The organism is Alteromonas hispanica (genome assembly GCF_010500915.1).
GTDB classification, from domain to species: domain Bacteria; phylum Pseudomonadota; class Gammaproteobacteria; order Enterobacterales; family Alteromonadaceae; genus Alteromonas; species Alteromonas hispanica.
Genome location: NZ_JAAAWP010000007.1, coordinates 175,000 through 193,256 on the forward strand (window position 1 = coordinate 175,000; position 18,257 = coordinate 193,256).

General features: G+C 45.2%; 14 protein-coding genes. 12 read left to right on the forward strand and 2 right to left on the reverse strand.

Annotated features, from left to right (window positions below):
- Nucleotides 1-203 precede the first annotated feature (203 nt).
- From GTW09_RS12365 to GTW09_RS12375, 3 genes are all read left to right on the forward strand, one after another.
- The gene (locus tag GTW09_RS12365) at nucleotides 204-1,289 is read left to right on the forward strand and encodes an SMP-30/gluconolactonase/LRE family protein (protein ID WP_239059375.1); all 1,086 of its coding nucleotides are present in this window, start codon (nucleotides 204-206) and stop codon (nucleotides 1,287-1,289) included.
- Nucleotides 1,290-1,535: 246 nt separating this feature from the next.
- Nucleotides 1,536-3,206 (forward strand): S41 family peptidase, encoded by a 1,671-nt coding sequence (locus GTW09_RS12370; protein ID WP_163112129.1) that lies wholly within the window; start codon nucleotides 1,536-1,538, stop codon nucleotides 3,204-3,206.
- Nucleotides 3,207-3,379: 173 nt separating this feature from the next.
- Complete coding sequence (locus GTW09_RS12375; RefSeq protein ID WP_163112130.1) at nucleotides 3,380-3,760, forward strand: hypothetical protein; 381 nt, start codon at nucleotides 3,380-3,382, stop codon at nucleotides 3,758-3,760.
- Between the two features lie 137 nt (nucleotides 3,761-3,897).
- Here GTW09_RS12375 and GTW09_RS12380 read toward each other — a convergent pair whose 3' ends face one another.
- The gene (locus tag GTW09_RS12380) at nucleotides 3,898-6,186 is read right to left on the reverse strand and encodes a YgiQ family radical SAM protein (protein ID WP_163112131.1); all 2,289 of its coding nucleotides are present in this window, start codon (nucleotides 6,184-6,186) and stop codon (nucleotides 3,898-3,900) included.
- 169 nt (nucleotides 6,187-6,355) lie between these two features.
- Here GTW09_RS12380 and GTW09_RS12385 point away from each other — a divergent pair, with 169 nt between their 5' ends.
- Nucleotides 6,356-6,826: an EVE domain-containing protein gene (locus tag GTW09_RS12385; RefSeq protein WP_163112132.1), complete on the forward strand. Its 471-nt coding sequence runs from the start codon at nucleotides 6,356-6,358 to the stop codon at nucleotides 6,824-6,826.
- A gap of 14 nt (nucleotides 6,827-6,840) precedes the next feature.
- On the opposite strand, the gene GTW09_RS12390 is transcribed toward GTW09_RS12385, so the two are convergent.
- Nucleotides 6,841-7,308, reverse strand: coding sequence for a hypothetical protein (locus tag GTW09_RS12390; protein WP_239059376.1), 468 nt, complete (start codon nucleotides 7,306-7,308; stop codon nucleotides 6,841-6,843).
- Between the two features lie 155 nt (nucleotides 7,309-7,463).
- Here GTW09_RS12390 and GTW09_RS12395 point away from each other — a divergent pair, with 155 nt between their 5' ends.
- From GTW09_RS12395 to GTW09_RS12430, 8 genes are all read left to right on the forward strand, one after another.
- Nucleotides 7,464-9,824, forward strand: a complete 2,361-nt coding sequence (locus GTW09_RS12395; protein WP_163112133.1) for a TonB-dependent receptor — start codon at nucleotides 7,464-7,466, stop codon at nucleotides 9,822-9,824.
- Between the two features lie 19 nt (nucleotides 9,825-9,843).
- Nucleotides 9,844-11,997, forward strand: coding sequence for an FAD-dependent oxidoreductase (locus tag GTW09_RS12400; RefSeq protein ID WP_163112134.1), 2,154 nt, complete (start codon nucleotides 9,844-9,846; stop codon nucleotides 11,995-11,997).
- A gap of 47 nt (nucleotides 11,998-12,044) precedes the next feature.
- Nucleotides 12,045-12,959, forward strand: coding sequence for a DUF547 domain-containing protein (locus tag GTW09_RS12405; protein WP_239059377.1), 915 nt, complete (start codon nucleotides 12,045-12,047; stop codon nucleotides 12,957-12,959).
- Between the two features lie 119 nt (nucleotides 12,960-13,078).
- Nucleotides 13,079-14,203 carry an ABC transporter substrate-binding protein gene (locus tag GTW09_RS12410; protein WP_239059378.1) on the forward strand — a complete coding sequence of 375 codons (1,125 nt, stop codon included), beginning with the start codon at nucleotides 13,079-13,081 and terminating at the stop codon, nucleotides 14,201-14,203.
- Nucleotides 14,203-15,993 (forward strand): ABC transporter permease, encoded by a 1,791-nt coding sequence (locus tag GTW09_RS12415; RefSeq protein ID WP_163112137.1) that lies wholly within the window; start codon nucleotides 14,203-14,205, stop codon nucleotides 15,991-15,993. The genes GTW09_RS12410 and GTW09_RS12415 overlap by 1 nt, the downstream gene beginning before the upstream one ends.
- Complete coding sequence (locus GTW09_RS12420; protein ID WP_420809554.1) at nucleotides 15,994-16,632, forward strand: ATP-binding cassette domain-containing protein; 639 nt, start codon at nucleotides 15,994-15,996, stop codon at nucleotides 16,630-16,632.
- Nucleotides 16,626-17,261: a CDP-alcohol phosphatidyltransferase family protein gene (locus tag GTW09_RS12425; RefSeq protein WP_163112138.1), complete on the forward strand. Its 636-nt coding sequence runs from the start codon at nucleotides 16,626-16,628 to the stop codon at nucleotides 17,259-17,261. Before GTW09_RS12420 ends, GTW09_RS12425 begins: the two co-directional genes overlap by 7 nt.
- 44 nt (nucleotides 17,262-17,305) lie before the next feature.
- Nucleotides 17,306-18,127, forward strand: a complete 822-nt coding sequence (locus GTW09_RS12430) for a sterol desaturase family protein (protein WP_163112139.1) — start codon at nucleotides 17,306-17,308, stop codon at nucleotides 18,125-18,127.
- Nucleotides 18,128-18,257 lie beyond the last annotated feature (130 nt).

Here is an 18,257-nt window from a genome sequence, read left to right on the forward strand (position 1 = left end):
TAGTGTTAATACATAGCTTGGTACTGCAAAAGATTGATACTTAATGAATTGTAATTTTACTTGCGATTTCTATGCGTAGCCATCTAAACGCTGGTTAAACTTAAGGCAAAGAGTGGGCTTAGTGAATAACAGCTTATAATCAAAAAAAAGCGGTTACTGTTGATTAAGTTGATAAGCTCTAAAAAAACAGTCGGAGAAACCTTTTGCGCGCATTATTTTTATTGTTTCTTTTTTTATTACTTTTCACTGTGGTTTACCTTTTGTTTTGGCCGGTTTCAATTGACCCGGTTTCTTGGCAAGCGCCCTCAAGTCAAGGGTTGGTTAAAACACTCAAGACTAACAATAAACTCGATAAAGTTCAGCGTATTGACATGGGAAGCGATTATGGACCTGAGGACTTTGCCATCAATAGCAAAGGAGTTATTGCTGTTTCCAGTCACTCAGGGAATATTTTGCTCAAGGGACCAAGCGATACAGTGTTTAAACCATGGGTAAATACTGGCGGCAGACCACTTGGGCTGGCCTATGATAGTGCCGACAATTTGTATGTGGCAGATGCTCATATGGGGTTGCTAAAAATAGATAAAACAGGAAACATTACCGTTGAACTAGACGAGCAAGAAAGCGCAGATATTGTTTATGCAGACGACGTCGATGTAGCCGAAAATGGCGTAATTTATTTAACGGATGCCACCTCAAAATTTTCTGCCCAGCGCTTCGAGGGCACCTTAAATGCAAGCTTGCTGGAAATTATGGAGCATAGAGGTAACGGAAAGCTTATTGAATTTAACCCAGCAACCAAAGTGAGCCGGGTACTTATAAGCGGGCTTGTTTTTGCCAATGGCGTAGCGGTGTCGAATAATGGAGATTGCGTATTTGTTAATGAGACCGGAAGTTACCGTATTCTGCGTTATTGGTTGCAAGGTCCCAAAGCCGGTTCGGTTGAAACTTTTGTCGATAACTTGCCAGGTTTTCCCGACAATCTGAGTATTACCAGCGAGGGAAGTCTTTGGGTTGGGCTGGCAACACCCCGAAATAAGTTAATCGATTACCTGTCAAACAAACCCTTGTTGCGAACTATCATCCAGAGGTTTCCTGCTGCACTTAGGCCAAAAGCAGTAAAATACGGTCACGTTATAAAAGTAGGCCCAACAGGAGAAATAATAGAAAGCCTTCAATCACCTTCTGGAGAATACTCTTTTACCACAGGAGTACTTCAAACAGCCGAGGGACTTTATCTTTCAAGCTTGACCGAGACAGATGTGGGCTTTTTACCCATTAGAAAATGATTTTTTCGCTTGTGCTTGCTTTGCATTTGTTTACAAAAATTTAAACTCAATAAATGTTAAACACGAAAGCCTTGTGGCAATATCTTGGTAATAGGTAATGTTAGAACGAGTGCGAACTAGGCGTGTTGAGCAAACCTCTCGGTTAAATCAGTGGTTTGATACTGAGCTATACAATCAATGCCGAGTTAATATGGTCTCGTAAAACTCATGAGCAGATATAGCTGCTTTATAGAAGGAAGCGAATTAATGAAAGTCGTAGATGTAAAGAGCTGGTTTTCTCTCGCCTGTATTGTCACCGCACTCTCTGCCTGTGGTGGAAGTGGCTCATCCTCAACTACACCAGATCCCATATCCGTTGCTCCTCCTGCAGCAGAAACTCCCAGCGAGCCTGTTTGGCAAGCGGGAGTTTATGAACCTGAGTCTGAGTTTATCAATCAATGCGTAGCACCTAGAAGTGGTATCGATCCTTTTTCTGGAAACGCGTATCCAGATGAGCAGGGCACAGCTATGGATGAAAAGCTGTGGATGCGTTCATGGACCAATGACACTTACCTCTGGTATGACGAAGTTGAAGATAACGACCCGGCAAATTTCACAATTGCGGGTTACTTCGATCAACTTAAAACAACGGAGTTAACCCCAACCGGAACACTCAAAGATAATTTTCACTTCTCTCGGGCAACAGATGAATATAATACGCTTACCCAAACCGGCGTCTCATCGGGATATGGTTTTGAATGGGAATTTGTCAGTTTAGTGACCCCGCGCGAGCTTATTGTGCAGTACACAGAACCCAATTCACCTGCTGCTCAGGCAGGTATTCCACGTGGCGCATCATTAAAAACTGTGGATGGTGTTGACTTCGTTAACGCGAATACGCAAGAAGCGGTTGATGTGATAAACGCAGGCTTGTTTCCTTCTGAAAGTGGAAAAACAACTAACTTTACCTTCGACTTAGTTGATGGCAGTGAACTGACGGTGAGCGTTACCTCGGCAAATATTGAAGTCTCTCCGGTGCAAAATGTTCGGATCCTCGATACTGACATAGGTAAGGTAGGGTACTTCCAATTTAATACTTTCATTCGCACAGCCCAAGATTCATTAATTTCCACCTTCGAGCAATTTATTGATAATAATGTGACTGAGCTGGTCATTGACTTGCGTTACAACGGAGGAGGGCTGTTAGCGTTAGCGTCACAGTTGTCTTATATGGTGGCGGGGCCAAACCAGACGAACAACGCAATATTTGAAACATTGCAATTTAATGATAAGTACCCAACAACCAACCCCGTTACTGGCGGTACCATTAGACCGACGCCATTTTATTCTAACGAAATAGATTATAACGAGGGAGTCCTTACCAATAGGTTACTACCTAGCTTGTCGGTGAGTACGGTTTACGTCATTACTACCGGCTCGACTTGCTCAGCGAGCGAAGCTGTTATCAACTCATTACGAGGCATTGATGTTGAGGTGGTACAAATAGGCTCTCCTACTTGCGGTAAACCGTATGGTTTTTATCCTACCGACAACTGCGGCACTACGTATTTTACTATTCAATTTCAAGGCGTAAATAATAAAGGGTTCGGTGATTTTGCAGATGGATTCATTCCTACTTCTACACCCAACTTTGCCTTTGAGTTACCAGGCTGCTCAGTGGCAGATGACTTCACGAATCCGTTAGGTGACGCTAATGAAGGTATGTTAGCCGCGGCCCTTGCGTACGCTCAAACTGGTTCATGTCCAGCAAGTGCTGCTGGTACAGAAGGCACAGCAGTTGCAGAACAAAGTCAGCAAGTGCAGTCGAGTTTCGGTACAGCGAAAACATCGTTGGCAATTAAAGCTCCTCATAGAGAACGCGATGCGTTAATTTTGCACAATAAAATTAACGAGCCTATTTTAAGAGAAAAACAATAATGGTTATGAGGCAAAGGGGTCTGGGACTGTGCTATCTGGGACGATGGTGTCTTGGGCGATTAAATCTTGGGCAAGGCAGGACAATTTCTGCAACGTTTATAGTGGGCACGGTTTTGCTTATCGCTGGTTGCGCCGAGCTTTCAGCGAAATCAGCGAAATCAGAGCAAACACAAATGCCAAGCACCGATTTGCCATTTCAGCCTGCGCTGTTGTCAAAAACTTCTGCCAAGCAAGTGTCAAAACAACTGGCTGAAATAAAAGCAGCGATGAGTGCGCAATTAAGCGGGCAATCAATAACCCTGGCTAGTAACGCTTTTACTACATCGTCCACGGTAACTATTGAGCGCAAAGCTATACAAGACAATCGAGGGCTACCCATTCAGGGACGGCATAATAATCCCGCTTTTGTATTTACCCTGTTAAAACAGGGCGATAGTTGCTTTCTTCGCTATGAAAACAAGGTAAGTAAAGTGAGTGCTAGTGATGAGGCGAGTGACACAAGCGCAAACCTAACTGCCCTTGCTGGTGTTACGTGTGTCGCCTCTGCCGAATAGGGTTAAAGCGTAAAGGCCTCTTACTGCTCTAATTAGCATTTAAGAGTAAGAGGCCTCCTCATTTTTATTAAGCTTTCTTCGTATTCAGCGTTATTCGCTTGTTAAGAGCAATCCACTACGCTTTGACAAAGGTGCAGTTAACGTTTGCTGGTTGGTTGCTGACGCTGACCGCGAGACTTTGGTGGTCTGTTACCTGATGCCTTTCCTGCGTTACTTTTTGTAGTATCGCCGCTGCTTTTGCCTTGGCTATTCACACGGTTAGACTTTTTGCCATTAGATTCGCGCTGGAATGATGGTGGCAAACCTGTGTGTTTAGTTAACGCGCGCTCTCCGCGACGGCCTTTTTGGGCTTTCTGGCGTTTTTCGTTGGCGCTCTCAGGTGGCACAAGGTGCTGTGGTCCTCTACCAATCAAATCCTCTCTGCCCATTTTGACTAGCGCTTGGCGAATTTGAGCAAAGTTCTTAGGGTCGTGATAACGCAGCATAGCCTTGTGCAGGCGGCGGTGAATTTCACCTTTTGCTGATGGCACCTCTTCACTGTCTTTCGTCACTTTGCGCAGAGAATTTACCTCTGTGTGATACATGGTTGTTGCAGTAGCCATGGGTGACGGGTAAAAGTTTTGCACTTGATCTAGCTTAAATTTATTTTCTTTAAGCCATATTGCAAGACTAAGCATGTCTTCGTCGGTAGTACCCGGGTGCGAGGCAATAAAATACGGAATTAAGTACTGTTTTTTGCCTGCTTCTTCAGAGTACTTGTCAAAAAGCGCTTTAAACCTGTCGTATGTGCCCATGCCCGGCTTCATCATTTTGGACAAAGGGCCTTCTTCGGTATGTTCAGGAGCAATTTTTAGATAGCCACCTACATGGTGTAAGGCCAGCTCTTTAATGTACTCAGGATCTTCAATGGCTAAGTCGTAACGAACACCTGAAGCAATAAGTATTTTCTTAATGCCCGGTAAATTACGCGCCCGGCGATATAAATCGATAGTGGGTTTGTGATCGGTGTCCATATGGGCACAAATACTCGGGTACACGCAAGAGGGGCGACGACAGGTTGCCTCAGCTTTAGGGCTTTTACAGCGCAGACGATACATGTTGGCGGTGGGACCACCTAAATCGGATATCACACCGGTAAAGCCTGGAACGGTATCGCGAATCTGCTCTATTTCTCGAATGATGGAGTCTTCTGAGCGGCTTTGTATAATTCGGCCTTCGTGCTCGGTGATAGAGCAAAAAGTGCAGCCGCCGTAACAACCACGCATAATGTTAATACTAAAACGTATCATGTCGTAGGCAGGAATTTTCGCATCGCCGTACGCAGGGTGAGGAACTCGTTGATAGGGCAAATCGAAAACCGCATCCATCTCCTCAGTTTCAAGAGGCATTGCGGGTGGGTTTATCCAAATGTGTCTGTCGCCGTGTCGCTGCATGAGCGCACGAGCACAACCAGGGTTAGTTTCTTGGTGAAGAATACGGGATGTATGCGCATACAACGTTTTGTTATCTTTTACTGTTTCATATGCCGGTAGTTTTACGTACACATTTTCCCAAGGTTTGCGCTTTTCCTTTTCCTTTTGCGGCGGCTGAATAACAATCGGTGATGCATCGGGCGCTTCACTGCTTTTACTATCCTTCTCCTGTGAATCGCATTCTGGCTCCATTATGTAGGGGCTTGGAATTGGGTCTATTTTTCCCGGGCGATCAAGTGAGGTGGAGTCGACGCCTTGCCATTCTGGTAACGCCTCTTTAACGATAATAGCGGTACCGCGTATATCGCGCATGTCTGCAATGCTCTCTCCAGCCGCTAAACGGTGAGTAACCTCAACAAGCGGGCGCTCAGCATTTCCAAAGAAAAGCATGTCGGCTTTTGAGTCAAAAAGCACAGAGCGGCGTACTTTTTCACTCCAGTAATCATAATGAGCAATTCGACGTAAGCTTGCTTCAATACCACCAGCGATAACTGGTACGCCTTTAAACGCTTCTCTACAGCGCTGTGCATATACGGTTACCGCTCTGTCGGGGCGCTTACCGCCCACATTGCCGGGTGTGTAAGCATCGTCGTGGCGTAGCTTTTTATCTGAGGTGTAGCGGTTGATCATGGAATCCATGTTGCCCGCAGTGACACCGAAATACAGATTGGGCTTGCCCAACTTCATAAAGTCGTCTTTGCTCTTCCAATCTGGCTGGGCAATGATCCCTACGCGAAATCCGTGGGCTTCTAAAACACGCCCAATAACAGCCATACCAAAGCTTGGGTGATCAACATAAGCATCGCCGGTTACTAATATAACGTCACAGCTGTCCCATCCTAGTGCGTCCATCTCTTCTCTCGACATAGGAAGAAACGGCGCTGTACCAAGACAGTGGGGCCAGTATTTAGGGTAGGAAAACAGACTGCGGTCGGCTTTAATGGTGGCTTGCATAATGATCACATTTTGAATAAACAGAATTTGCCTGAAAAGCGCTTAGGCAAATTTTCAGAATTGAGCGGCGATTATAGCAGTGTTGGGGCATGGGCGGTATAGCGCTGTCATTAAATAACCGAGCTTTGTATACTCAACTTCATAGTTCCATAGCAATGAGATGTTCACCATGGCCTTCTGGTTATTTAAAACCGAACCCGACGCATTTTCCATTAGTGATTTAGCCCGCCGACCTCAGCAAACTGAGCCTTGGGACGGCGTGAGAAACTTTCAAGCAAGAAACTTTTTACGCGACGGCGTACAGCGAGGAGATAAGGTATTCATATACCATTCAAGCTGCAAATCTGTAGGCATTGCTGGCGTTGCTGAAGTGGTAAAAGAGGGCTATCCAGACGTTAGTCAGTTTAACCCTGAATCTCCGTATTACGATGCTAGGTCAACATTGGAAAACCCTAAATGGTTTTGTGTTGACGTAAAATATGTTGAGGCTTTCGACAAGGTTTTGCCGCTAGCGAAGATAAAAGCTATGCCTGATATCACTGAAATTGCGTTGGTTAAAAAAGGTGGGCGGCTTTCAATTATGCCGGTTACAGAACAAGAGTGGCAGCACCTTTACCGAGCTGCCACAGCTCAATCTTAACATTAAACCCTCGATTAAGACGCCTGAGTTTTTCTGAGGGTAAATTTGGTGTCTGCATCACGCAATAAATAAAGTGCAAAGCATGCTCCCCACATCGGCCAGGCAGCGAAGAAAAGCAGGTGATTGAACGCGTCAATGTACTGTGGAAACGACGATAACGTAGAGCCGCCGTGGAGTAGAAAAATAAGTCCGTACGTGTAGCGTTTTGCTAAACCAAAAACAAAGGCAAAAACAAGGACTAACTGAAAAGCTCCCATGATATATACTGCAAGTTCCGGCACGCCACCTATGCCGTAAAATTTTTCGAATATCGCCATGCCATGGGCAGGATTGACAAATTTATCCAATGTCCACACAAACATTACGATAAACACGGTAATACGCAGGGATAGCAGTACCCAAGGCAGTCGAGCAGCAATAACATCGCCAGCGGTTGAGGCAGACGCGGTTGAGGTAGAGGGAGTAACGCTAGATAGACCCATTGATGGTCTCCAAGGATAAAATTAAAAGTATGGCTAATGAAGAACGGTATTTGCGGGTAAATATTTCAAAACTAATAAAAAAGAAAATGTGCTCTGAAATTTTTTTAATATCGTATCGGTCTTGTCACATAATATAAAAACATCGGAAAACAGACATGAAAATTGTAGTAAACCTCGCCATCAGTGCCCTCGCGTTAGCCGTTAGTCAGGGCGTATATGGGCAACAATCTCAAGAACAAGATATGCAAGAAAAAGACATAGAGGTTGTAGAGGTTAAAGGAAACGCATCGTTAATAGGCAATTTAAATCCCGGCGATAATCAGCTAAAAGGTATTTTTGGTGCTGGCATGTCTGTGGCTGACACTCCTCGCTCTGTAACATCTTTGTCTAGTGAGGCACTAGAAAGATTTAATATTGATGATTTACACGACATTGTAAAAGCTGCGCCTAATGCCTATGCATCCAGTGGCTTTGGTACGCCAAGTTTGCCAAGTATTAGAGGCCAGTTAGGTGAGCTTTTTCAAGATGGTATTCGTCGTCAGGCAGGGAACAATGGTTTTGGCCTGCCGCTGTCATTTAATGGCGTAGAGCAAGTAGACGTGGTGAAAGGTCCATCGCCGGTATTGTTTGGCAGTACGCAGCGCAATGGCGGATTTGTTAATTTACAAACCAAGGTGGCATCTACCGACGAAACAAGAGGTAAGGCTACCTTGCGTGCTGGTCGCTGGGATCAATATTCTGCGCAGCTAGACGTAAGCACTGCCATTGACGAGGGCGTTAGCGGTATTCGCGTGAGTGCAGAGTATTTAGACCACGGTAGTTTTTACGATTTTGCCGAACGCGACAGCGTTAATTTGTTTATTGCCTACCGATACACACCAAGTGATGCCTTAACGTGGGATATAAGCGCGGAATATTACGACACAGACTATCCAGACAACGCGGGTATAAATAGGCCCACGCAAGCGCTTATCGACGAAGGGCTTTATATTACAGGGCAGGGCACACAGCCTAACGGCAGCACAGTGCCTGGAGCCGGAGCCGTTATTTCACCAACCGGCGAAGTAGTGATCCCTCGCAATAGAGTATTTACCAACCCAAACGACATTAACGGTGCAAAAACTACGGTTATTCGAAGTGGTCTTGAATATCAATACGCCGAAAATATCGCTATTAGAAATCTGTCGTATTACCAATATCTTGAGCGTGAAGAAATTGCTCAAAATAGTTTTGTAGAAATCATTGATGGTGCAGATACTTTTGAAAACAGAACTGAAGTTGACGTAGCTTGGTCCGATACGCAAACCACTACGTTTGGCCTGGCAATTCGATACAACGATGTGCTCGGTTACAGCCAGTTTACCACCGAAGCCGACAACCCAATTGATTTAACTGGGCCTATTTCTAACCGTGTTATTCCCCTTACCGATGAACAAAAAGCAAGACTGGTTCAATTGCGCCCCGGACTATTTGTTTCTCCCGGTGCACAATACGATGTAGACGGTGACGGGGCTGGTGATTTTAATTTATCTGATACCACCGACTCGACGTCATGGCAAACCGGTTTGGCGGTTCAGCAGCAGTCTACATGGACCGACAAGCTCACCACCATTGCAGGTTTGCGCTTAGACTACTACCACGTTGAAGCCCGAGACCCATTGGCTCCACAGGGTGTTGATGCTGCCTCGGATACTTTCAGCGATACCTTAACCAGCTATCAATTTAGCGCTGTGTATAAACTAACAAACGCGATAAATGCCTATGGCGCGGTTTCGCAAAACGACGCCACGTCTAACAGCATGGCTGGCGGTACGGCACTTGGTGGCAACAATCAAATAGATCCACAAAATTTTGCAACAGAAAATACGTTGTACGAAATAGGTTTGAAGTATGCGCCAAGCGAGGCATGGTATGCCGAGGCTTCTGTGTTTGATCAAACCCGCAGCTTGCGCAACCGGGACGGCAGCAACAGCGGCGTTAAAACAAAGGGTGCGGAATTACAAGTGTTCTATCAGTTAGATGATGTTTGGGTAAATGCAGCTTACAGCTATCTAGATGCAAGGTTTGATAACTCGGCCGCGTTTCAGGGTACAGCACAGGTCATTGATGCCTTTGATAACAGCCGTCCAGATATTATCAACGGCACAGGCGTTGGCTCTCCCTCATTTGCAGCTTTCGCACCATCAGATAGTCGGGTGCAGGGAATCCCCCCACAAATGGTGTCGATGAATGCAGGCTGGCAGGTTAATGACAAATTTGCCGTTGGCGCTAGCGCACTTTATACAAAATCGTTTCCACTCGATTTTTTGCAAACCGTTAAAATTCGAGATCAATACACCCTCGATCTGAATGCAGATTATCAAATTAACGAGCAGCTGAGATTACGTGCCGACGTAATTAACGTTACCGACCAAGAGAATTGGCAGCCACTGTTCGAAGGCGGCTTTTTTGGCGCAACACTCGTGATGCCAAATGTACCCCGTCACGTTCAGTTCACCATGCAATATGCGTTTTAAGCGCAAATAAGGAATTACGATGTTTAAGAAAATTGCGCTGCTTGCGCTTATGGCTGCGGCTGCTTATGGTTTTTTCTATTTCGATTTGAACACGTACTTAACGCTTGAGGGAATGAAAGGGTCGTTAGACACGTTTAAAACACAAATAGCAGAAAACCCAGTGCTCAGCATTGCTATTTTCTTTGCTGTGTATGTAGCGGTAACGGCACTTTCGTTACCGGGAGCCGCTATTCTTACGCTGGCTGCCGGAGCACTTTTTGGGTTGTTTCAGGGGCTTATTATTGTCTCGTTTGCGTCAAGCATTGGTGCAACGCTAGCCTTTCTCGTAGCCCGTTTTGTGCTTCGTGACACGGTGCGAAATAAGTTTAAAGAAAAGCTCAAGAAAATTGATGAAGGCGTTGAAAAGCAAGGGGCTTTTTATCTATTTACCCTAAGGTTAGTACCGGTATTTCCTTTTTTCCTGATTAACTTATTGATGGGGCTAACCGCATTAAAAACGTGGACATTCTATTGGGTCAGTCAGGTAGGGATGCTTGCTGGCACTATTGTATATGTTAACGCTGGTACCCAGCTTGCACAAATTGATAGCCTTTCCGGAATTTTATCGCCTGGGTTGCTTTTATCTTTTGTTTTGCTTGGCGTCTTCCCTTGGATTGCTAAAGGTATTGTTGCTGTTGTAAATAGACGCCGCGTCTATAAAGGCTACACCAAACCTTCTAGCTTCGATCGAAATCTTGTGGTGATTGGAGCTGGCGCTGGTGGTCTGGTAACCAGCTATATTGCCGCGGCAGTGAAAGCCAAAGTAACCCTTGTCGAAGCCGGTGAAATGGGAGGTGACTGCCTTAATTACGGTTGTGTTCCAAGTAAAGCCATAATAAAAACTGCGAAAGTGGCCCACCAAATGCGCAATGCAGATAATTACGGACTAGATAGCGTTACACCCACCATGTCGTTTAAACGCGTGATTAAGCGGGTACATGAAATCATAGCCACAATCGCCCCGAACGACAGTGTTGAACGTTACACTAATTTAGGTGTAGACGTAGTAAAGGGCTATGCCACTATCATCGACCCGTGGACGGTAGAAATAAAAACCAATGACGGTGAAACACAGCGTCTTACGACAAAGACGATTGTTGTTGCCACTGGGGCCCGACCTTTTGTGCCGCCACTGCCGGGTATTGAAGAAAGTGGTTACGTTACCTCAGACACCCTTTGGACAAAATTTGCTGACCTAGATGAAGCCCCCAAAAGGCTAATCGTCCTTGGCGGAGGGCCCATTGGCTGTGAGTTATCACAGGCGTTTGCCCGTTTGGGAAGCCGTGTGACTCAGGTTGAAAAGGCACCTAGTTTAATGGGGCGCGAAGATAGCGATGTGGCCGAATATGTCGAGTCTGTGTTGAAAGACAGCGATGTCAATGTATTAACTGAGTATGATGCGTTGCGTTTTGAAAAGCGCGGTGTAGAAAAAGTGTTAGTTGTTGCCAAAAATGGTACCGAAATAGACATCGCTTATGACGAAGTAATTATTGCAGTGGGACGCAAAGCGAGACTTAACGGCTTTGGTTTAGAAAATCTAGGCATACAGTTTGATAAAACCATAGACACCGATGAGTACCTACAAACGCTAATGCCCAACATTTTTGCAGCGGGGGACGTCGTTGGTCCATACCAGTTCACCCACGTGGCGGCTCATCAAGCGTGGTATGCCGCGGTAAATGCTTTATTCGGCACATTTAAAAAGTTTAAAGTGGACTATAGCGTGATCCCTTGGACTACCTTTGTCGACCCCGAAGTAGCCCGAGTAGGGCTAAGTGAAAGGGACGCCAGTGAGCAAGATATTGATGTAGAGGTAACCCGCTACGAGTTTGCTGAGTTAGACAGAGCGGTAACAGAGAGTTCGCGCAAAGGGTTTATTAAAGTACTAACACCGCCGGGTAAAGATAAAATACTGGGCGTCACCATAGTATCTGAACACGCGGGTGATTTATTGGCAGAGTTCGTTATAGCTATGAAGCACGATTTAGGGCTTAACAAAATCTTGGGCACTATTCATACGTATCCAACATGGGCTGAAGGAGCAAAGTATGCAGCGGGTAACTGGAAAAGAGCGAATGCGCCAGAAAAGCTGCTTAGCTATGTTGAAAAATTCCATACTTGGCGCAGAGGTTAATACCGGTTTCTACATTTTTTGCGGCTAATAAAACCATGGTAAATAAAATGAAGAGTTTATTAATGAGTGCGTTTATTACACGGGTTTGCGGCAATGTATATGTTGCGGCCTTAATTAACGCGAGAAGCAGCGTTTTGCGTTTAGGGTGTAAGTTACTAAATAAGTCACTATATAAGTTACTAATTGGTATTCTCGCCGTTACTTCAGTACAGGCATTGGCCGACAGTAAATTGCACGATAAATATAATTCGTTGCTCAACAAGCATGTTGTCACTATAAACGACGGCGCCAGTACTCAAGTTAACTATGAAGGTTTTAAGCGCGATCAGAAAGCACTGAGCGATTATCTTAATCAACTCGCTGCCGTGCCGCCTAAAACCTTTGGCAGTTGGGATGAGAATACTCAGCTTGCCTTTCTAATCAACGCGTACAACGCCTACACCATAAACCTGATCCTTACTGAGTACCCGTCTCTTGACTCTATTCGCGACCTAGGTGGTTTCTTTTCTTCCCCTTGGAAAAAAGACATAGCCCCGCTTTTAGGCAAGTCGCGCTCTTTAGATGATATAGAGCACAACCTTATCCGGGGTGACAATAAATACAGCGAGCCACGAATTCACTTTGCAGTAAATTGCGCAAGTGTCGGTTGCCCAGCACTTCGGGAAGAGGCATATATTGGCGAGCAACTTGATAAACAACTTGAAGATCAAACCAAACGTTTTCTGGGTGACAGCACTAGAAACACTATGAAAGGCAATACCCTTTACCTGTCGAAAATTTTCACTTGGTACGAAGGCGATTTCGAAAAAAATTGGAAAGGAACATCAACGGTAAAAGAGTTTATTGTTTTATATCGTGAAGCAATGTCTTTAAATCAGTCGCAAGTTGACGCTATAACTAGCGGTGAAGTAGAAGTGGACTATCTTGATTACGACTGGTCACTGAACGATGTTAAACCTTAAATAAATAGGTAAGAGAGTGTATTAGTGACTTTTGCAGTGAATATACAATCAATATGCGCATAAAAACGTGCCTTTACGCTTTAGTGGTATTTATAGGTATTTTTACCAGTAGATATGCCATGTCAGAGGCAGTAGTGCGACTGCACGCATGGGGAGGTAGTGCACAGGTAAACAGCTATTTGCAATGGGTAGCTCAACAAGTTGAAAGCAAATACGGTATTCGGTTGCAGCACGTGAAGTTGGCAGATACCAGTGATGCCGTTTCTCGGGTACTTGCTGAAAAAGCGGCGGGAAATAACTCTAATGGCAGTGTTGATTTAATTTGGATTAATGGCGAGAACTTTGCGGCCATGAAAAAGCACGGCCTGCTTGTTCAAAATTGGGTAAACGATATCGATAATTTCGCCCTCACCAATCCAGAAGATAACCCCGCGATGATAACTGACTTTGGCGAGCCAACCGAGGGAATGGAGGCTCCGTGGGGCAAGGCGTCGATGGTGTTTTATTATCGTAAGACGCACCTTGAAAAGCTCAATCTCACTGTTCCGAAAAATATTCATGAGCTGATGCAGTTCGCTCAACAAGCCCCAGGACGCTTCACCTATCCGGTACCCACAGATTACCTGGGTATAAGTTTTGTTAAGTATGTTGCTATTGCACTAAACCAAGCGCAAAGCGAACTCTTTTATGCGCCGGTAACGCCATCGGCTCTGAGCCAAATTACCCCCGCATTATGGCAGTACCTCGATCAGTTACACCCTAACTTATGGCAAAAGGGGGAATATTTTGTGCGCCAAGCGTCGAAGCTGCAAAGAATGGTTGGCAGCGGCGAGTTATCGTTAGCGTTTTCATTTACTGCGGCTGAAATTCCAAGTGCCGTTGAACGATTCGACTTGCCATTAGATATCCGCACCTATTCAATGTCGGACGGAAGTTTGGCCAATGTTCATTTTATTGGGTTAACGTTTAATTCTGCCAACAAAGCAGAGGCAAAAGCTGTGGTCAATTTTCTTTTGTCGCCAGAAGCTCAGGCAAAAAAGCAGCGCGTGCAGGTGTGGGGCGATGACACAGTATTAGCGATGTCTAAGCTCTCGCAAGCAGAACAGGCACTGTTTAGTACTACGCAATCGCACCCCTCCGCATTGGATAAAACCCAGTCCACTTTGCTCTTTGCAGAGCCGCATACCAGCTGGACAGATGCCCTTAGACAGGCCTGGGAAGAACGATATGGTGCGCGTTACTGATGATAGGTTATAGCAATTACTTTTATCGTGTAACAATACTAGCAAGGTGGTTGCTACTGATATTGCTAACCGTGCCGGTACTGGCCGGGGTAGTAGGTGTGGTATTGCCCGCATTTGGGTATTTTCCCGCCATTGGTGCCAATGCAGTAAGTATGGATGTGTTTGCACGATTGTTTGCGCTCGATGATGCAGCAGAAATGATCGCGCTGTCTTTAACTACTGGGGCGGCATCTACGCTTATTGCATGCTTGTGCGCGTTTAGCCTGTTAGCGGTATTTTATCGCACAAGAGTGTTGTCTTGGTTGCAGGGGTTATTTAGTCCGTTTTTGGTGCTACCACATGCTGCGGCGTCCATTTCACTTCTGTTTTTACTCAGTCCATCGGGCTTTTTCGCTCGGCTCTTTACCTTTGATTCTGATGCAATTCCCTCTTCAAGTCAGTCATATTTTCTCTTTGATGAACTGGGTTTGGGCATTGTACTGGCTTTGATAGTAAAGGAAGTGCCATTTATATTGCTTATGGCGCTTAGTGTTATGTCTCAGCCGCTAATTAAAGAAAAAATAAACGGGTATTTCAATGTGGGTGTTTCACTTGGCTACTCGTCAATATCTGTCTTTTTTAAACTGATTTTACCCGTGCTGTACCCGCAAATTCGACTTCCACTGCTTGCTGTTTTAGTTTTTGCCGTATCAAACGTAGAAATTCCTTTAATACTTGGCCCCAATAACCCAAGTACGTTGGCGGTAGCTGTACTGCATTGGTTTAATCACATCGATTTATCTATGCGCTTAATGGCTTCTGCCGCGGCAGTTGTGCAGGTGGGCGTTGCAGCCGTTGCTATTGGGTTAGTAATACTTATCGAGAACATCTTAGCCTGGTTAGGTGAGCGCAGTTGGCTTTCGGGAAAGCGAACCTTTGGCGATGATGGGCTAAAACTACTTTCGTTATTCGTTGTTGCTGGCTATGCCGTGCTTGTTGCGGGCACGCTTTTTAATTTGGTGTTGTTTTCTGTTGCACAACACTGGCCTTTCCCCCAAGTGCTTCCCTCTGGGTTAACGGTACTTCACTGGCAAAGTGTTCTTGAAGCGGCGTTAGAACCTATCATTAATACTTTAATATTAGGAGGCATGGTAAGCTTGACTGCATTGGTGTTAGTGCTACTAGCATTAGAAAATGAGGTGCTTGGTTCTTTTAATCGAGCTCCTGATAAAGCACATTCCTACCAATCAAACGCTGGAGCGCTGTTGAATATTGCCTTATTTCTGCCTTTACTTGTACCCGGTGTGGCGTTTTTGTATGGGTTAGTGTGGTTTCAACAAATTGCGCTTAAAAATGCCGTGTGGTTTCACGTCTACATTGCACATATCGTTTACGTCATGCCTTATGTGTTCTTATCGCTGGCCATAGCCTATCGTAAGCTAGATAGTCGCTACGCAATGGTGGCGCAGAGCCTTGGAAAGTCGCCTATACGCGTTTTCTTATCTATTAAATTGCCGCTGTTGGCTGGACCAATAATGGTGGCATTTGCCTTGGGGTTAGCCATTAGCTTTAGTCAATATTTACCGACATTACTTGCTACCGGCGGCGCTATATCCACAGTGACTACTGAGGCTGTTGCAGCAGCATCGGGTAGCAGTATGCGGCTTAGTGCTGCCTATGTCATTATTCAAGCTGTATTGCCACTTGTCGGATTTTTACTCGCATGGTGGTTGCCCGGTGTGCTTTTCACGCCTCGGAAAGTACAAATCAATAATAAAACCACTTCACCGCAACCATTTAGGGGGTCTTAATTGGCACTTCATCTAAAGCAGCTCAATATTTTTAAAGACGGCTCGCTTATGCTTTCTCTCGACGCAACTGTTAATAAAGGGGAAGTGTTATCGGTGATGGGCCCAAGTGGTTCGGGCAAGTCGACGCTGCTTCAAGCCATTGCCGGTCACCTTGCTACACCATTTTCTATGACAGGAAAGATACTGATAGATAATCAATCTATAGACGATAAGCCGCCTCATTTAAGAGGTATCGGCATTATGTTTCAAGATGCGCTTTTGTTTGAACATATGACGGTAGAACAAAACATTATTTTTGCTATGCCTAAGACCAAAAGATATTCGGTAAGTAAGAAGCGGGAGTCGGTATCGAACATGCTCGAGGCCGTAGGTTTAGAAGGGATGCAAAATAGAGCGGTAACGACACTCTCTGGCGGACAACAAGCCCGCATTTCTTTGTTGCGTTCGTTGGCTGCAGAGCCACGAGCGGTGTTGCTCGACGAGCCATTTAGCAAGCTTGATACCGCGCTGCGGGATCAAATTCGTACGTGGACTCTTGAGCAGCTGCGCTGTCGAGGAATTCCAGCTCTATTAGTCACTCACGATAGTGACGACGCTGTAGCGGCTGGCGGACAAACCTTTGAGTTATTGCCATGTTAGACGCCAAAGTTACCCCATTCATAAAACCACTCCTTAAGCCTATTGTTCGAGCATTAGATAAACGCTGTATTACGCCAAATCACGTTACCGTAGCGGGTTTCTTGATAGGTTTATTAGCGGTGCCTTTAATAATTCTTAACTGGTGGATGGCTGCGCTGGCATGCATTATCGCAAATAGAATATTTGATGGAATTGATGGCGAGCTTGCTCGTTATCAGAAAAGCAGCAGTAGCGCGGGCGGGTATTTGGATATCTGTCTGGATTTTCTTTTTTATGCGGCGGTTCCCCTTGCTTTTGGTATTGCTAACACCGCAGAGTGGGGCATCCCTGCCATGCTGCTTATGGCTACATTCATTGGTACTGGCAGCAGCTTTTTAGCCTTCGCGGTAGCCGCAGAAAAGTTTCAAATTGAGCGCCCGCAATTTTCCAATAAAAGTTTCTACTATATGCAGGGGCTTACTGAGGGTACAGAAACTATTCTGGTTTTCCTTGCGTTTTGTATATGGCCACAGCATTTTGCTGTTATTGCGTATTGTTTTGCCGCTGCGTGTGCTGTCACCGTGGTGACAAGAGTAGCGGGTGGTTTTACGACTTTGCAAAACGAAGAACTTCGACAGAAAAATACATAGCGTATGAGACTAAATAATCTAACAAAATGTGAAGGCATACTTTGATGGAAAACGAATCAATCATCAGAGTTTCAGTGTTCTTGACTATTTTTGTTGTCATGGCCACGTTGGAAGCACTTCTCCCAGCGAGGAAAGCCGTGTTAGCGCGCAAAGAAAGGTGGGTTGGCAACCTAAGCATGGTTGTTCTCGGCGCAGTGGTTTCTCGTCTTCTAGTACCTGCCTCATTGGCCGGAATTTCGCTGTGGGCGAGTGCAAATAATGTTGGCCTTTTCAACATGGTCTCGGCAAACGAGAGTGCTGTTGCAGTGTTTGTCGCTGTAGCGACCAGCGTTGTGTTATTCGACATCATCATTTACTGGCAGCACAGGCTTTTTCATACCGTTCCCATACTGTGGAAAGTTCACAAGATGCATCATGCAGACAGTCATGTAGACACGACTACAGGGTTGCGATTTCACCCAATCGAAATTGTCATTAGCTTAGCAGTTAAAGCGGCAGCTGTAGCAATACTTGGGGCCCCGGTAATGGCAATCGTGATATTTGAAGTAGCACTAAACGGTTTTTCATTATTCAACCACGCTAACATTCGAATTCCTCAAAAATGGGATGACAAGTTGTCTTGGTTCATTATTACCCAGCGCCTGCATAGAATTCATCACAGTCAGGCAAAAGATGAATCTAACTCAAATTTTGGTTTTAGCGTTTCATGGTGGGACAAAATATTCAGAAGCTTTAAAGCGCGAGCCAGCGACAGTGATGAAAATCTGCTTATTGGGCAAAGTGATGTGCCGCCTACCAAAAAAAATGCCAGCGTGCTATCGCTGCTTTTACAGCCTTTTTCAAAAGCGCGGTCTGTAAACGAATAACTTCGTCTTTTTCGTGCACTGATCTTATTTGCCCAAGTTTCCGTTTTATAAAAAATTATCCACTTACTAGTTTGCTCTGCTAAAGTAATAGAGAAGACCATGGTTCCAAGTTAGCGTATTACTTACTAAA

What these genes read in the sequence shown, in the direction of transcription:
- GTW09_RS12370 (WP_163112129.1), top strand. Translation starts at nt 1,536, where the DNA reads ATGAAAGTCGTAGATGTAAAGAGCTGGTTTTCTCTCGCCTGTATTGTC.
- GTW09_RS12375 (WP_163112130.1), top strand. Translation starts at nt 3,380, where the DNA reads ATGCCAAGCACCGATTTGCCATTTCAGCCTGCGCTGTTGTCAAAAACT.
- GTW09_RS12380 (WP_163112131.1), bottom strand. Translation starts at nt 6,186, where the DNA reads ATGCAAGCCACCATTAAAGCCGACCGCAGTCTGTTTTCCTACCCTAAA.
- GTW09_RS12385 (WP_163112132.1), top strand. Translation starts at nt 6,356, where the DNA reads ATGGCCTTCTGGTTATTTAAAACCGAACCCGACGCATTTTCCATTAGT.
- GTW09_RS12390 (WP_239059376.1), bottom strand. Translation starts at nt 7,308, where the DNA reads ATGGGTCTATCTAGCGTTACTCCCTCTACCTCAACCGCGTCTGCCTCA.
- GTW09_RS12395 (WP_163112133.1), top strand. Translation starts at nt 7,464, where the DNA reads ATGAAAATTGTAGTAAACCTCGCCATCAGTGCCCTCGCGTTAGCCGTT.
- GTW09_RS12400 (WP_163112134.1), top strand. Translation starts at nt 9,844, where the DNA reads ATGTTTAAGAAAATTGCGCTGCTTGCGCTTATGGCTGCGGCTGCTTAT.
- GTW09_RS12405 (WP_239059377.1), top strand. Translation starts at nt 12,045, where the DNA reads ATGAAGAGTTTATTAATGAGTGCGTTTATTACACGGGTTTGCGGCAAT.
- GTW09_RS12410 (WP_239059378.1), top strand. Translation starts at nt 13,079, where the DNA reads ATGTCAGAGGCAGTAGTGCGACTGCACGCATGGGGAGGTAGTGCACAG.
- GTW09_RS12415 (WP_163112137.1), top strand. Translation starts at nt 14,203, where the DNA reads ATGATAGGTTATAGCAATTACTTTTATCGTGTAACAATACTAGCAAGG.
- GTW09_RS12425 (WP_163112138.1), top strand. Translation starts at nt 16,626, where the DNA reads ATGTTAGACGCCAAAGTTACCCCATTCATAAAACCACTCCTTAAGCCT.
- GTW09_RS12430 (WP_163112139.1), top strand. Translation starts at nt 17,306, where the DNA reads ATGGAAAACGAATCAATCATCAGAGTTTCAGTGTTCTTGACTATTTTT.